General features: G+C 63.8%; 10 protein-coding genes and 2 pseudogenes. 5 read left to right on the top strand and 7 right to left on the bottom strand.

The window, feature by feature from the left end:
• Positions 1–16: 16 nt before the first annotated feature.
• Together htpG and IFU31_RS16725 are read right to left on the bottom strand one after the other, a co-directional pair.
• Positions 17–1,921 carry a molecular chaperone HtpG gene (gene htpG / locus IFU31_RS16720; protein WP_185793831.1) on the bottom strand — a complete coding sequence of 635 codons (1,905 nt, stop codon included), beginning with the start codon at positions 1,919–1,921 and terminating at the stop codon, positions 17–19.
• 16 nt (positions 1,922–1,937) lie between these two features.
• The gene (locus IFU31_RS16725; protein WP_192053983.1) at positions 1,938–2,108 is read right to left on the bottom strand and encodes a hypothetical protein; all 171 of its coding nucleotides are present in this window, start codon (positions 2,106–2,108) and stop codon (positions 1,938–1,940) included.
• 106 nt (positions 2,109–2,214) lie between these two features.
• Here IFU31_RS16725 and IFU31_RS16730 point away from each other — a divergent pair, with 106 nt between their 5' ends.
• Positions 2,215–2,511 carry a hypothetical protein gene (locus IFU31_RS16730; RefSeq protein ID WP_122479134.1) on the top strand — a complete coding sequence of 99 codons (297 nt, stop codon included), beginning with the start codon at positions 2,215–2,217 and terminating at the stop codon, positions 2,509–2,511.
• Positions 2,512–2,649: 138 nt separating this feature from the next.
• Here IFU31_RS16730 and IFU31_RS16735 read toward each other — a convergent pair.
• A pseudogene (locus tag IFU31_RS16735) lies at positions 2,650–4,351 on the bottom strand (DEAD/DEAH box helicase).
• Positions 4,352–4,704: 353 nt separating this feature from the next.
• Between IFU31_RS16735 and IFU31_RS16740 the strand changes: the two are divergent.
• A complete protein-coding gene (locus tag IFU31_RS16740) occupies positions 4,705–5,496 on the top strand; it encodes a crotonase/enoyl-CoA hydratase family protein (RefSeq protein ID WP_192103811.1) in 792 nt (263 codons plus the stop codon).
• Between the two features lie 26 nt (positions 5,497–5,522).
• Here the strand turns inward: IFU31_RS16740 and IFU31_RS16745 are convergent, their stop codons facing one another.
• Positions 5,523–6,224, bottom strand: a complete 702-nt coding sequence (locus IFU31_RS16745; RefSeq protein WP_192057782.1) for a spermidine synthase — start codon at positions 6,222–6,224, stop codon at positions 5,523–5,525.
• 157 nt (positions 6,225–6,381) lie between these two features.
• The gene (locus IFU31_RS16750) at positions 6,382–7,131 is read right to left on the bottom strand and encodes a sulfite exporter TauE/SafE family protein (protein WP_122479138.1); all 750 of its coding nucleotides are present in this window, start codon (positions 7,129–7,131) and stop codon (positions 6,382–6,384) included.
• A 216-nt stretch (positions 7,132–7,347) separates the two neighbouring features.
• Between IFU31_RS16750 and IFU31_RS16755 the strand changes: the two genes are divergently transcribed.
• Together IFU31_RS16755 and IFU31_RS16760 are read left to right on the top strand one after the other, a co-directional pair.
• On the top strand, positions 7,348–7,818 hold the full coding sequence (locus IFU31_RS16755; RefSeq protein ID WP_185793835.1) for a MarR family winged helix-turn-helix transcriptional regulator: 471 nt from the start codon (positions 7,348–7,350) through the stop codon (positions 7,816–7,818).
• 72 nt (positions 7,819–7,890) lie between these two features.
• A complete protein-coding gene (locus tag IFU31_RS16760) occupies positions 7,891–8,613 on the top strand; it encodes a FadR/GntR family transcriptional regulator (RefSeq protein WP_122479140.1) in 723 nt (240 codons plus the stop codon).
• A 44-nt stretch (positions 8,614–8,657) separates the two neighbouring features.
• Here IFU31_RS16760 and IFU31_RS16765 read toward each other — a convergent pair.
• Positions 8,658–9,962, bottom strand: a pseudogene (locus IFU31_RS16765) (MFS transporter); the annotation flags it as partial.
• Positions 9,963–10,188: 226 nt separating this feature from the next.
• Here IFU31_RS16765 and IFU31_RS16770 point away from each other — a divergent pair.
• A complete protein-coding gene (locus IFU31_RS16770; RefSeq protein WP_192053975.1) occupies positions 10,189–13,659 on the top strand; it encodes a hybrid sensor histidine kinase/response regulator in 3,471 nt (1,156 codons plus the stop codon).
• Here the strand turns inward: IFU31_RS16770 and rmuC are convergent.
• Positions 13,630–15,036: a DNA recombination protein RmuC gene (rmuC, locus tag IFU31_RS16775; RefSeq protein ID WP_185794194.1), complete on the bottom strand. Its 1,407-nt coding sequence runs from the start codon at positions 15,034–15,036 to the stop codon at positions 13,630–13,632. The two genes, IFU31_RS16770 and rmuC, sit on opposite strands and share 30 nt — an antisense overlap.
• Between the last annotated feature and the right edge of the window lie 145 nt (positions 15,037–15,181).

Here is a 15,181-nt window from a genome sequence, read left to right on the forward strand (position 1 = left end):
TTTTTACCTGGACTGTTTAAACGGACAACTCGACCAGCAGCTTGTTCAGGCGCCGAACGTAACCGGCAGGATCTTTGAGGCTGTCACCGGCCGCCAGGGCCGCCTGATCGAACAGGATATGGGAGAAGTCGGCGAAACGATCTTCGCTCTGCTCCACATCCAGCTTGGCGATCAGCGGGTGGTTGGGGTTGAATTCGAAGATCGGCTTGGAGTCAGGCACCTTCTGCCCACTGGCTTCGAGGATCTGGCGCATCTGCATGCCCAGGTCCTGCTCGCCGATGGCCAGGATCGCCGGCGAATCGGTGAGGCGATGGGAAACCCGCACTTCACTGACCGAATCGCCCAGCGCCGCTTTGAGGCGCTCGACCAGGCCTTCCTTGTCCTTGGCGATTTCTTCCTGGGCTTTCTTGTCTTCCTCGGAATCCAGCTTGCCCAGGTCGAGGTCGCCACGGGCAACGTCGACGAAGCCCTTGCCGTCGAATTCGGTCAGGTAGCTCATCAGCCACTCGTCGATACGATCGGTCAACAGCAGCACCTCGATGCCTTTCTTGCGGAAGACTTCCAGGTGCGGGCTGTTCTTGACTTGTGCGTAGGACTCGCCGGACAGGTAGTAGACCTTGTCCTGACCTTCCTTGACCCGTGCCAGGTAGTCAGCCAGGCCAACGCTCTGCTCGCCGCTGTCGTCGCTGGTGGAAGCGAAGCGCAGCAGGCCGGCGATCTTTTCCTTGTTGGCGAAATCTTCCGCAGGACCTTCCTTGAGGACCTGACCGAAGTTCTTCCAGAAGCCCTTGTACTGCTCGGGTTCGTTCTTGGCCAACTTCTCGAGCATGTCGAGCACACGCTTGGTCAGCGCCGTCTTCATCGAGTCGATGATCGGGTCTTTCTGCAGGATCTCGCGCGAAACGTTCAGGGACAGGTCGTTGGAGTCGACCACACCCTTGATGAAGCGCAGGTACAGCGGCAGGAAGGATTCGGCCTGGTCCATGACGAACACGCGCTGCACGTACAGCTTGAGGCCACGCGGTGCTTCGCGCTGGTATAGATCGAACGGCGCGCGCGCAGGTACGTACAGCAGCGAGGTGTATTCCAGCTTGCCTTCGACCTTGTTGTGGCTCCAGCTCAGCGGGTTCTCGTAGTCGTGACCGACGTGCTTGTAGAACTCCTGGTATTCCTCGTCCTTGATGTCGGTACGCGGACGGGTCCACAGGGCGCTGGCGCGGTTGACGGTTTCCCACTCCTGCGCAGGCGCTTCATCGCCTTCGACGGGCGAGCTTTCCTGGGGCAGCTCGATCGGCAGGGCGATGTGGTCGGAGTACTTCTTGATGATGTTGCGCAGACGGTAACCGTCGGCGAATTCGTCTTCGGCGCTTTTCAGGTGCAGAACGATGCGCGTGCCGCGTTCGGCCTTCTCGACGTTGGCAACCTCGAAGTCGCCCTCGCCCTTGGAGGACCAATGCACGCCTTCGCTGGCAGGGCTGCCGGCGCGGCGGCTGTACACGTCAACCTGGTCGGCGACGATGAAGGCCGAATAGAAGCCCACGCCGAACTGACCGATCAGGTGCGAGTCCTTCTTCTGGTCGCCGGTGAGGTTCTTCATGAAGTCCGCAGTGCCGGACTTGGCGATGGTGCCCAGGTGGGTCACTACATCGTCACGGTTCATGCCGATACCGTTGTCTTCCAGGGTGACGGTCTTGGCGTCCTTGTCGAAGCTGATGCGAATTTTCAGCTCGCCGCCACCTTCGAGCAGCTCAGGCTTGGCCAGCGCTTCGAAACGCAGCTTGTCGACAGCGTCGGAGGCGTTCGAGATCAATTCGCGAAGGAAGATTTCCTTGTTGGAATACAGCGAATGGATCATGAGGTGCAGCAGTTGCTTCACCTCGGTCTGGAAGCCCAGGGTTTCCTTTTGAGTTTCCACACTCATGGTCATCAAACTCCAATCAGATGGCAGGTGCCGCCGATGAGCGGCGGGATGACAAGGAGATGGGGCCGCCGATCGGGATTTCAAGGGTGGCTTCGACAGGCGAGCCAGCCAGGGCTCGTGCATCGATCTTTTCACCCAAGGCCACCGTGAAAACCGGGTGGATGCTTGAACGGTACAGCAAGGTCATGGAAAAACCTCATTGCGATCCGATACTTATATATAACCGCAGTGACGGAACTTATATCCGGCGCACACCCTCTTAGCCTCGTAGATACCCAATAAGGAGAAACATCATGCGCAAGACACTCGCTTACTCCCTGATGCTGGCTGCCACCCTTGGTCTGGCTGCCTGCGACAAGAAATCCGAAGACAAGGCCCAGGACGCTGCCGAGCACCGTCAGGAAGCGCAAGAGAAAATGGATTCGGCTCAAGACAAGATGAATGACGCCGCCAAGGAAAACGCCAAGGCCAACGAAGCGGCCATGGAATCGAACAAGGCTGCAGCTCAGGAAGCTACCAAGTCCGATTCGAGCATGCCGGTCGCACCAGGTACCACTCCGGCTACCCAAGTGCCGCCAGCCAAGAACTGATTGATCGGCGGTGTCCGCTTCGCGGGCAGAGCCCGCTCCCACAGGAGCGAGCTCGAGCTGGCGATGAACGAGCCGCGATCGAGACAAAAAAATCCCCGAACCAGTCGGGGATTTTTTATGCCTGAAGACTGTGGGCAATCAGTCTTCGCGATAGCGACGCAGTTTCAGCTGCTTGCCAGCGACACGGGTGTCCTTGAGCTTGCTCAACAGATTCTCCAGGCCATCTTCCGGCAGCTCGACCAGGCTGAAGCTGTCACGCACCTGGATGCGACCGATGGCTTCACGGGCCAGCCCGCCTTCGTTGAGGATGGCGCCCAGCAGGTTCTTCGCGGCGATGCCGTCGCGAGCACCCAGGGCCGTACGGCAGCGTGCGCGGCCTTCGCCCAGGGGCATTGGCGCGCGGCGCTCACGGTCACTGCGCTCAGGGCGATCACCACTGCTGGTGCGTTCGCGCGGAGCGCTGGTCGGAACCAGAGGCTGCTCCTTCTCGACCGCATCCAGAGTCAACGCCTGGCCATTGGTGGCCTTGCGCAGCAGGGCTGCGGCCAGGGCGCGCGGGGTGCAACCGATGTCAGCGGTCAGGCGATCGAGCAACTCGCCATGAGTGCTTTCGGCGTCTGCGACCAGCGGAGCCAGGCTGTTGGTCAGCTTCTTGATGCGCGCATCCAGCACGGCCTGGCCGTTGGGCAGGCGAACCTCGGCAACCTTCTGCCCGGTCACGCGCTCGATCACCTGCAGCATGCGGCGTTCACGCGGGGTGACCAGCAGCAGCGCACGGCCTTCGCGACCGGCACGGCCGGTACGACCGATACGGTGCACGTAGGACTCGGGGTCGTACGGCATGTCGACGTTGAACACGTGAGTGATGCGCGGTACGTCCAGGCCACGGGCAGCGACGTCGGTGGCGACGACGATATCCAGGCGGCCATCCTTGAGCGACTCGATGACACGCTCACGCTGGTTCTGGGCAATGTCACCGTTGAGTGCCGCGGCCTTGTAGCCTTTGGCTTCCAGGGCGCTGGCCAGGTCGAGCGTGGCTTGCTTGGTGCGCACGAAGGCGATCAGGGCGTCGAACTCTTCGACTTCCAGCAGGCGCAGGACAGCCGAGGTCTTCTGGTCGGCGTGAACCAGCAGGTGAGCCTGCTCGATCGCGGTGACGGTCTGAGTCTTGGTCTGAATCTTGACGTGCTTGGGGTCACGCAGGTGACGCTCGGCGATCGCGCGGATCGACTGCGGCAAGGTGGCCGAGAACAGTACGGTCTGGCGAGTCTCGGGCATGGCCTTGAAGATGACTTCCAGGTCGTCCATGAAGCCCAGCTTGAGCATTTCGTCGGCTTCGTCGAGCACCAGGTGGTTCACGGTGGCGAGGACTTTCTCGTCACGGCGCAGGTGGTCGCACAGACGGCCGGGGGTGGCGACGACGATTTGCGCGCCGTTGCGGATTGCTTTCAACTGCGGGCCCATCGGGGCACCGCCGTACACGGCCACTACGGTAACGCCAGGCATCTGCTTGGCGTAGGTTTCGAATGCAGTGGCTACTTGTAGCGCCAACTCACGGGTTGGCGCCAGGATCAGGGCTTGCGGCTCGCGCTTGCTCGGGTCGATACGATGCAGGATCGGCAGAGCGAAGGCCGCGGTCTTGCCGGTGCCTGTCTGCGCCTGGCCGATCATGTCATGACCGGCGAGAATGATCGGGATCGATTGTTGCTGGATAGCCGAAGGCTCTTCGTAGCCGGTAGCGACTACAGCAGCAACAATGTTCGGATGAAGTTCGAGAGCGGCGAAGCCGCCGATTTCCTGGGTCATGGGTCTGCCTCTAAGTGCATCCGCAAAGACCCATGCTCCAAAGCTGCGCATGCCTTGTAAGACTCGAGAGTCACCCTGGCAGCTTTGTCGGCGGGGATTTGCGAAAACGATTGAATGAAAGAATCGTTAGGGAGAGTCCGCGGAACGGACATGCAGCCGAAGCTGTCTTCGGGGGATTGCGCTACCTAAACGTGGCCTGGTTAAAGACCGGCGCGCACTATACCTGAAAATGGCCGCGACGTGAGACTTTTTTGAACCATCGTGCCGCGTGCACGCCATAGCCACACGGGCTTTGCGCGAATCGGCGGCGCAGTCTATTTTAGCAGAGGCGCCTGCGCAGGTGCGGCAGCTGAAACCTTTCACTCAAACCATTCCGAGGATGCCGTCATGCCTACCCCCTGCCCCGGCAAGGTCAGCTGCGAGCTGCGCGAGCACGTCATGCTCATCGGCCTGGACCGTACTGCCAAGCGCAACGCCTTCGACCTGCCCATGCTCGACGCCCTGAGCCTGGCCTACGGCGCGTTCGAGCGCGAGCCGGCGGCACGCGTGGCCCTGGTGTTCTGCCATGGCGAGCACTTCACTGCGGGGCTGGACCTGGCCGAGGTGAGCACGCGCCTGAGCCAGGGCTGGCAGGTACCGCCTGGGGGCTGCGATCCCTGGCGAGTCTCGGGTGGGCCGGTGGTGAGCAAGCCTGTGATCGTCGCAGCCCAGGGTTATTGCCTGACCGTGGGCATCGAGCTGATGCTCGCGGCCGACATCAACCTGTGCGCGAGCAATACCCGTTTTGCCCAGATGGAAGTGCAGCGCGGCTTGTTCCCGTTCGGCGGCGCCACGCTGCGCCTGCAGCAGATAGCCGGCTGGGGCAACGCCATGCGCTGGTTGCTGACCGGCGATGAGTTCGATGCCCATGAAGCCTTGCGCCTGGGTCTGGTGCAGGAAGTGATGGCCAGCGAAGACCTGCTGCCCAACGCCCTGCAGCTTGCTCAGCGGATTGCCCGACAGGCACCGCTGGGCGTGCAGGCGACCCTGGCGTCGGCACGCCTGGCCGTGAGCGAAGGTGAAGGCGCCGCCAGCCTCCAGTTGGCGGCAACCAGCGGGCGCCTGTTCGCCAGCGAGGACGCACGCGAAGGTCTGGCGGCCATGCAGCAGCAGCGCCCTGCCCTGTTCCAGGGCCAGTAGCGTCGCCAGTGGTGCGGCGCACTGCCTCAGCTGGCCGGGCGCACCAGGTCGATCAGGCCCTGCAGCGAGTAACCCAGCCGGGGCGCGAGGGCCTCGGCACGCTGGCACAGGCCGGCCATGTCCAATACCTGCTCGACATCGGCCGGCACCATGACGATCACGTTGCCCTCCTTGACTGGCAATTCCCAGTAGTGACGCTGGTAGAGACCGCGCAGCAAGGCGGCCCCGAGCGGCTTGCCGTCGTCACCGGCCCACTGGTTGATGATCAGCCAGCCATCGGGGTTCAGGCGTTGCTGGCACTGTTCCAGGAACCGCCAGGCCAGGTGGGCGGGGGCCGGGCCGTGGTCGGTGTACAGGTCGACGAAGATCAGGTCGGCGGTTTCGGCAGTGGGCAGCAGTTCAAGCGCGTCGCCGACGCGGATGTACAGCCTTGGATCGTCTTCCAGGCCCATGTATTCGATGGCCAGGCGAGGCACGTCCGGGCGCAGTTCGATGCACTCGACGTCTTCCAGGGGCAGGAACTTCAAGCAGGCCTGGGTCAGGGTACCGGCACCCAGACCCAGGAACAGGGCACTTTCAGGTTGCGCATGGCAAAGCGCGCCCACCAGCATGGCGCGGGTGTAGTCGTATTCCAGCCAGCTGGGGTCGGCCGTGAACGTGCAGCTCTGTTCTATGGCATCGCCGAATTCGAGGAAGCGGTAGTCGGCGACTTCCAGCACGCGGATCATGCCCCAGGCGTCGTGCACCTCGGCCAATATGCGCTCGGTGCGTTCGCGGGGTTGCAGGGTGTCTTGGTCTTCCACCTGGAGGCTCGTCACGACGTATGAAAGCGCCGATTGTGGCATTAATCCACCCGAGCCGGCACCTGGTGTGGTGGGCCAGGCCTCAGACCTTGAACAGCAGCAGGATGGCGCACAGCAGCAGAAACACGCAGAAGCTGCCGCGCAGGACCGTTTCCGACAGGCTATAGGCGATCTTCACCCCCCAGCTGATGCTCAACAGGCCGCCAATGGCCATCGGCACGCCCATGGCCCAATCGACGTGATCGTGCACGGCATAGGTCAAGAGGGTCACGCTGGTGCTGGGCGCGGCCAGGGCCAGCGACAGGCCCTGGGCCATGATCTGGGTGGTGCCGAAAACGCTGGTGAGTACGGGTGTGGCCAGCACGGCGCCGCCAACTCCGAAAAAGCCTCCGATCACACCGGAAAAGCCACCCAGTACACCCAGCCACGGCCAGGAATGACGCATCTCGCCCGTACCGTTCACGGGGCGCAGGAACATCTGCGCAATGTTGTAGACTACCAGCACCAACAGGAAGGCCACGAAGCCCACCCGCATCGACGCCGGGTCCAGCCCTGCCGCGAGCACCGAGGCAAGCCAGGCGAACACCAGTCCGCCGCTGGCCAATGGCAAGGCATTGCGCCAGGGTATGGGACGACGCTGGTGATAGCGCCATAATGCCAGGAGCACATTGGGCACGACCATCACCAGCGACGTGCCCTGGGCCAGTTGCTGGTCCACGCCGAACAGCACGCCGAGTGCCGGGATCGCGATCAAGCCCCCGCCGATGCCGAACACCCCACCCAGCGTGCCCATCACCGCACCCAAGGCAATGTAGAGCAATGTTTCGAACATACTGTCTCTCTCTATCCGCCGCGCCTCATCCAGCCGTGCATCCTACCAGTGTGACCGCCGCCGAAGGATGTAGAAGTGCTGCACAACCTCGAACGAACTATGCACGGTGTTTGTAGCTCGAAATCAACACCAGCTTCACGAAGGAACGAGCGAAGCGCCGAAACCTGCGAACGGCGGATCGCCTAATGCACTTGCACCATTGGAAAAAGGATCAGCATGAACACCGAATCCACTCACGACGAGGCAGTCAGCGCCGACGACAGCCTGCTGCTGGATAATCAGCTGTGCTTCTCGCTGTACTCGACATCGCTGCTGATGACCAAGGTGTACAAGCCCTTGTTGCAGGCACTGGGCCTGACCTACCCGCAATACCTGACTATGATGGTGTTGTGGGAAAAGAACGGCATGACCGTGGGCGAAATCAGTACTCGCCTGCTGACCGACCCCGGCTCGCTGACGCCGCTGCTCAAGCGCCTGGAAGCCGAAGGCTTGCTCAGCCGTACCCGCAGCAAGGACGACGAGCGCGTGGTCATCGTCGAGCTCACGCCGCAGGGTCGTGCGCTGCGCGAGAAGGCCGAGTCGGTACCGCTCAACATCGTCAAGGCCAGCTGCCACAGCAGTGCCGAACTGCGCGCGCTGCAGACCAGCCTGCTGTCGCTGCGCAAGAACCTGCAGCAAGGGCTCTGACACCCCGTCCGAAGACTTGGCGCGCAGGTGCTATCATCGCGCATTACCTGCCCCAAGGACCGAATGCACCCCATGGATTATCGCAAGCCTTCAGATCGCAAAAGCATGCACTCGCGGATCGTCCAGGAGTTGGGGATGCAGATCGTCTCCGGCCGCTTCAAGCCTGACGATCGGCTGCCCGCCGAAGCCCTGCTGTGTGAAGAATACGCGGTCAGTCGTCCGGTGCTGCGCGAGGCGACCCGTGTGTTGGTGGCCAAGGGCCTGGTGTACTCCAGGCCGCGGGTGGGTTCGGTGGTCAAGCCGCGCCGTGAGTGGCACATGCTCGACCCCGATGTCTTGCACTGGGTGATGCAGAGCACGCCGCAGAACGAGTTCTTCGCCCTGTTGACCAGCGTGCGCAGCATCATCGAGCCGGCAGCGGCGGCGCTGGCCGCCCAGCACGCCACCGAGGCCGAAGTGGCTTCGATCGGCGAGGCCTACCAGCGCATGGAGGCGGCCGGGTCGGTCGATGACGTGCTGCAGCCGGACCTGGATTTCCACAGCCGCATCGCCGATGCCACGCATAATGACCTGCTCGCGCACCTGTGCAACATGCTGTCGCTGGCCTTGCGTGAGGCCCTGCGACATTCCAACCAGCGGCCCAACCTGCATGAGTTGGCCCTGCCGCGGCACAAGGCAATTCTGACGGCCATCGAGAACGGTGATGCCCTGGGTGCCCGGCATGCCACGCTGGTCCAGCTCGACGACGCACGCAACGCGCTCAGCGTGGTGCTGGGACGGCCCGAATCGCTGTAGGCCTGCTCGGTACAGCGGCGCCGCCGCAGCGATCAACCACCACGCAGCCAGAGCAGGAACCGCGAAGCGAACTCGGGCACCGCGCTGAAGATGTACGCATTGACGGCCAGATTGGCCAGCGACACCACCAGGAACAGTTGGGGAATGCTCAGCTTCGCCACGCTGAGCAAGAGGATGGACACGATGGCCGACACCACCATGAACAGCGAATTGAGGATGTTGTTGGCAGCGATGACCCGCGCGCGCTGCTCAGTGGCGGTACGTGACTGGATCAGCGCGTACAGCGGCACGATGTAGAACCCGCCAAAGACCCCCAGGCCGAGGATGTCCAGCAATACCCACCAGGTCTGATCATGACCCAGCACCGTCAGCCAGCCTTGTGGCTGCGCGGCCTGCACGACGCCGTTGGAATGCCACCACAGCAGCAGCCCGAACAGCGTCAGGCCGAGCGCACCCAGCGGCACCAGGCCCATCTCGACTTTGTGCCGAGACAGCCGCTCGCACAGCATCGAACCCAGCGCGATGCCCACCGAGAACACGGTGAGGATCAAGGTGACCACGGTTTCGTCGCCGTCCAGCCACTGCTGGGCATAGGCGGGAATCTGGGTCAGGTAGACCGCGCCGACGAACCAGAACCAGGAGTTGCCGACCAGCGAGCGCGACACCGCGCGGGTCTGACCCAGGCCCAGGCGCAGGGTGAACCAGGTCTGCCGGGCGATGTTCCAGTCCAGCACCAGCCCCGGATTGGCGGCGCTGACCGGCGGGATGCTGCGGCTGGCGACATAGCCCAGTACGGCGACCGACAGCACGGCGGTGGCGACGACACCGGCGTGGTTGGCGGACGACATCATCACGCCCGCCCCGATGGTGCCGGCCAGGATCGCCAGAAACGTGCCCATCTCCACCAGGCCATTGCCCCCCACCAGCTCTTCAGGCCGCAACGCCTGAGGCATGATCGAGTACTTGACCGGGCCGAACAGCGCCGAATGGGTGCCCATGGCGAACAGTGCGACGAGCATCAGCCACAGGTGATCGAAAGCCAACCCGACCGCACCCACCGCCATGATGACGATCTCGGCCAGCTTGATGGCGCGGATCAGGCGATCCTTGGCGAACTTTTCGCCGAACTGCCCGGCCAGCGCCGAGAACAGAAAGAACGGCAGGATGAACAGCAGCGCGCAGAGGTTGACCCAAACCCCGCGGTCGCCCTCGATGGCAAGCTTGTAGAGGATCGTCAGGATCAGCGATTGCTTGAAGATGTTGTCGTTGAAAGCACCCAGGGCCTGGGTCACGAAAAACGGCAGGAAACGGCGCTTGCCGAGCAAGGCGAACTGCGACTGCTGACTCATCGATCCTGTACCTGAATGATGCCGCGTGGACTGGGCTCTGGCGGGGGGACGAGGCCGCGGGCAGCGGCGGCATCGTCGGCGCACAGCATAACGCTATACCACTTATCGCCCAACTCGATGACAGTGGCTGCGACCATGGTCGGCGCTGACGCCATCGCATGCGCCGTGAGAGACTGGCGGGTGCCCGCTTCGCCGGGCTTGCGCCTGCCCCGTTCCGGAGTCACCGATGTCGTTGTCCAGCGGATTGATCGCCACCGTCGCCCTGGCCTACATGGCCGTGATGTTCGCCATTGCCTTCTATGGCGACCGCCGCAGCACGCCGCTGCCGCCCCGTGTGCGGGCCTGGGTCTACAGCCTGTCGCTGGCGGTGTACTGCACCAGCTGGACGTTCTTCGGCGCGGTGGGCCAGGCGGCCGAGCAGTTGTGGGCGTTCCTGCCGATCTATCTGGGGCCGGTGCTGCTGATGCTGCTGGCCCCCTGGGTGCAGCAGAAAATGGTGATGATCAGCAAGCAGGAGAACATCACCTCCATTGCCGACTTCATCGCGGCGCGCTATGGCAAGTCGCAGAGCCTGGCGGTGGTGGTGGCGCTGATCTGCCTGGTCGGCGTGCTGCCCTACATTGCCCTGCAGCTCAAGGGCATCGTGCTGGGCGTGAACCTGCTGATCGGCGCCGGTGCCGACGCCACCGGGACCCGCGTCCAGGACACCGCCATGGTGGTGACGCTGGTGCTGGCGCTGTTCACCATTCTGTTCGGCACGCGCACCCTCGACGTCACCGAGCACCACCGCGGTATGGTCCTGGCCATTGCCTTCGAAGCACTGGTCAAGTTGTTCGCGTTTCTGGCCGTGGGCATCTTCGTCACCTATGGACTGTACGACGGCTTCGAGGACCTGCTCGACCAGGCCATGCTGGCGCCGCGCCTGGAAGCGTACTGGCAAGAGACGATCAATTGGCCCTCGATGGTGGTGCAGACCGGCGTGGCGATGATGGCCATTCTCTGCTTGCCGCGGCAGTTCCACGTGACCGTGGTGGAGAACACCGACCCGCAGGACCTGCGCCTGGCACGCTGGGTGTTTCCCGCCTACCTGATCCTGGCCGGACTGTTCGTGGTGCCGATCGCCCTGGCCGGGCAGATGCTGCTGCCCAGCTCGGTGATTCCCGACTCGTTCGTCATCAGCCTGCCGCTGGCCGAAGCCCACCCGGCCCTGGCCTTGCTGGCCTTCATCGGCGGTGCTTCGGCGGCAACCGGCATGGTCATCGTCGCCAGCGTAGCGCTGTCGACCATGGTTTCCAACGATATGCTGCTGCCCTGGCTGCTGCGTCGGCAAAGCGCGGAACGGCCCTTCGAAGTGTTTCGCCAGTGGATGCTCAGCGTCCGCCGAGTGAGCATCGTGGTGATCCTGCTGCTGGCCTACGTCAGTTACCGTCTGCTCGGTTCCACCGCCAGCCTGGCCACCATCGGCCAGATTGCCTTTGCCGCCGTGACCCAACTGACGCCGGCAATGCTCGGTGCGCTGTACTGGAAACAGGCCAACCGGCGCGGGGTTTTCGCCGGGCTGGCGGTGGGCATCTTTCTCTGGTTCTACACCTTGGTGCTGCCGGTGGCGGCGCACAGTTTGAACCTGCCGCTGGACGTGTTCCCCGGCCTGGCCTGGATTCACGGCAACCCGTTCGGCCTGCCCATCAGCCCCATGACCCAAGGGGTGGTGCTGTCGCTGGCCGGCAATTTCATTCTGTTCGCCTGGGTTTCGGTGCTCTCGCGTACCCGCGTCAGCGAACATTGGCAAGCCGGGCGATTCATCGGCCAGGAGATCAATGCCGGGCCCCATGGCCGCTCGCTGCTGGCGGTGCAGATCAATGACCTGCTCAACCTGGCGGCACGCTTCGTCGGCGAGGAGCGCGCACGGCAAAGCTTTCTGCGCTACGCCTATCGGCAAGGCAAGGGTTTCAACCCCAACCAGAATGCCGATGGCCAGTGGATAGCCCATACCGAACGGCTGCTGGCAGGCGTGCTGGGCAGCTCGTCGACGCGCGCGGTGGTGAAGGCGGCCATCGAAGGCCGCGACATGCAGCTCGAAGACGTGGTGCGTATCGCCGACGAAGCCAGCGAAGTGCTGCAGTTCAACCGTGCCCTGCTGCAGGGTGCGATCGAGAACATCACCCAGGGCATCAGCGTGATCGACCAGTCGCTGCGCCTGGTGGCCTGGAATCACCGCTACCTGGAGCTGTTCAATTACCCGGAAGGCTTGATCAGCGTGGGCCGGCCGATTGCCGACATCATCCGCTACAACGCCGAGCGCGGCCTGTGCGGGCCCGGCGAGGCGCAGGTACACGTTGCCCGGCGCCTGCACTGGATGCGTCAGGGTCGCGCACACACCTCCGAGCGCCTGTTTCCCAACGGGCGGGTCATCGAGCTGATCGGCAACCCGATGCCGGGCGGTGGCTTCGTCATGAGTTTCACCGACATCACCGCCTACCGCGAAGCCGCGCAGGCGCTCAAGGACGCCAACGAAGGCCTGGAACAACGGGTGACCGAGCGCACCCATGAGCTGTCCCAGCTGAACCAGGCGCTGACCGAAGCCAAGGGCCATGCCGAGTCGGCGAACCAGTCCAAGACGCGCTTCCTGGCAGCGGTCAGCCACGACCTGATGCAGCCGCTCAACGCGGCGCGGCTGTTCTCCGCAGCGCTGTCCCATCAGCCGGGCCTGTCGGCCGAAGCCAGCCAGCTGGTGCAGCACATGGACAACTCCTTGCGTTCGGCCGAAGACCTGATCAGCGACCTGCTGGATATTTCCCGCCTGGAGAACGGCAAGATCAGCCCGGACCGCAAGGGCTTCGCGCTCAACGAACTGTTCGACGCGTTGGGCCCTGAGTTCAAGGCCCAGGCTCGGGAACAGGGCCTGGACTTTCGCCTGCGGGGCAGCGCGCTGCGGGTGGACAGCGATATCAAGCTGTTGCGCCGTGTATTGCAGAACTTCCTCACCAACGCCTTCCGCTATGGGCGCGGTCCGATCCTGCTGGGTGTGCGGCGCAAGCCAGGTGCGCTGAGCCTGGAGGTGTGGGACCGAGGCCCGGGCATTGCCCGCGACAAGCTGGAAATGATTTTCGAAGAATTCAAGCGCCTGGACAGTCACCAGACCCGTGCCGAAAAAGGCCTGGGGCTGGGCCTGGCGATTGCCGACGGCCTGTGCCGGGTGCTCGGCCACCCGTTGCAGGTGCGCTCATGGCCTGGCCATGGCAGCGTGTTCAGTGTGACCGTGCCCCTGGCCGGCGCAGACACGGCAACCGCCCTGCCCGCCCCGACGCCCATGAGCCAACCGCTGGGTGGTGCACGGGTGCTCTGCGTCGACAACGAAGACAGCATCCTGCTGGGCATGCACAGCTTGCTCAGCCGCTGGGGGTGCGAGGTATGGACCGCACGCAATCGCCAGGAGTGCGCAGCACTGCTGGCCGCCGGCAAGCGGCCGCAATTGGCGCTGGTGGATTTCCACCTGGACGAGGGCGAAACCGGTACGCAACTGATGGCCTGGCTGCGCACTGCGCTGGCCGAGCCGGTACCGGGCGTGGTGATCAGCGCCGACGCGCGCCCCGAAACCGTCGCCCTGGTGCACGCCGCCGGCCTGGACTACCTGGCCAAACCGGTGAAGCCTGCGGCCTTGCGGGCGCTACTCAACCGGCACCTGGGCCGGCACTGACACGCCGTCGGCGTCGGCCTCGGCGCCGCTGTCCTGATGGGCCTCGGTCATGGCGCGCTCGAGCAGGTCCGGCGGCAGGCTCTTGCTGGCGCGGGCGCCCAGCAGTTTGAGTTGCTCGCTGCGGCTGACCAGGTTGCCACGTCCTTCGGTGAGCTTGTTGCGCGCCGCGCCGTAGGCCTTGTCCAACTGCTGCAGGCGGTTACCGACTTCGTCGAGGTCCTGGATGAACAACACAAACTTGTCATACAGCCATCCGGCGCGCTCGGCGATCTCGCGGGCATTCTGGCTTTGCCGCTCCTGCTTCCACAGGCTGTCGATGACGCGCAGAGTAGCCAGCAGGGTGGTCGGGCTGACAATGACGATCTGCCGGTCGAAGGCCTCCTGGAACAGGTTGGGCTCGGCCTGCAACGCGGCCGAGAATGCCGCCTCGATGGGCACGAAGAGCAGGACGAAATCCAGGCTGTGCAAACCGTCCAGGCGACTGTAGTCCTTGCCGGAAAGGCCCTTGACGTGATTGCGCAGCGACAGCACGTGCTGCTTCAAGGCCGCCTGGGCAATGGCACCGTCTTCGGCGGCGATGTATTGCTGATAGGCAGTGAGGCTGACCTTGGAATCGACCACCACCTGCTTGTCGCCGGGCAGCATGATCAGCACGTCGGGCTGGAAGCGCTCGCCATCCGGGCCCTTGAGGCTGACCTGGGTCTGGTACTCGCGGCCCTTCTCCAGCCCGGCATGCTCGAGCACCCGCTCCAGAATCAGCTCGCCCCAGTTGCCCTGGGTTTTCTGACCCTTGAGGGCCTGGGTCAGGTTGGTGGCTTCGGTACTCAGGCGCTGGTTGAGCTGTTGCAGGCGCTCCAGTTCCTTGCCCAGGGAAAAGCGCTCGCGGGCCTCGTTCTGGTAGCTCTCTTCAACGCGCTTTTCGAACGACTGGATACGCTCCTTGAGGGGATCGAGCAACTGGCCCAGGCGTTGCTGGCTGTTTTCGGCGAAACGTTGCTCGCGCTCGTCGAAGATTTTGCCGGCCAGTTCGGCGAACTGCGCGCGCAGTTCGTCCCGTGAACCCTGCAGGTCGTTCAGGCGTTGCTGGTGGCTGTCCTGCTGTTCGCGCAATTCGGCTGATAGTCCGGCGCACTGGGCATCGAGGCGACGCAACTCGGTTTCCCGGGTGCTGCGCTCCAGGCTCCAGGCGTGGGCGGCATCGCGGGCATTGTCGCGTTCGTTCTGCAGCAGTTCGACCTCGCGGCGCAGGCCGGCCAGTTCAGCTTGCTTGGCCGAGTTGGCCTGGCTCAGATCGCTGACCTCATCGCGGCAGGCGTCGAGCTGCGCGCTCAGGCCGTCCTGAGCCAATTGGGCGTTACTCAGGCGCTCGTCGAGCAAGGCGACCTGGGCCAGGGCGGCGGTGCTCCTGCGCTGCAGCTGCCAGGCCAGCGCCAGGCACGGCAAGGCGGCAGCCAGCAGGCCAATCAACAGGCTGGTCACGTCCAGGGCCATGGTGTGCTCTCATGCGAATTCGATGAGCGGC

Origin of the sequence: Pseudomonas sp. CFBP 13602 (assembly GCF_014842725.1) — a bacterium.
Taxonomy (GTDB): Bacteria; Pseudomonadota; Gammaproteobacteria; order Pseudomonadales; family Pseudomonadaceae; genus Aquipseudomonas; species Aquipseudomonas baltica.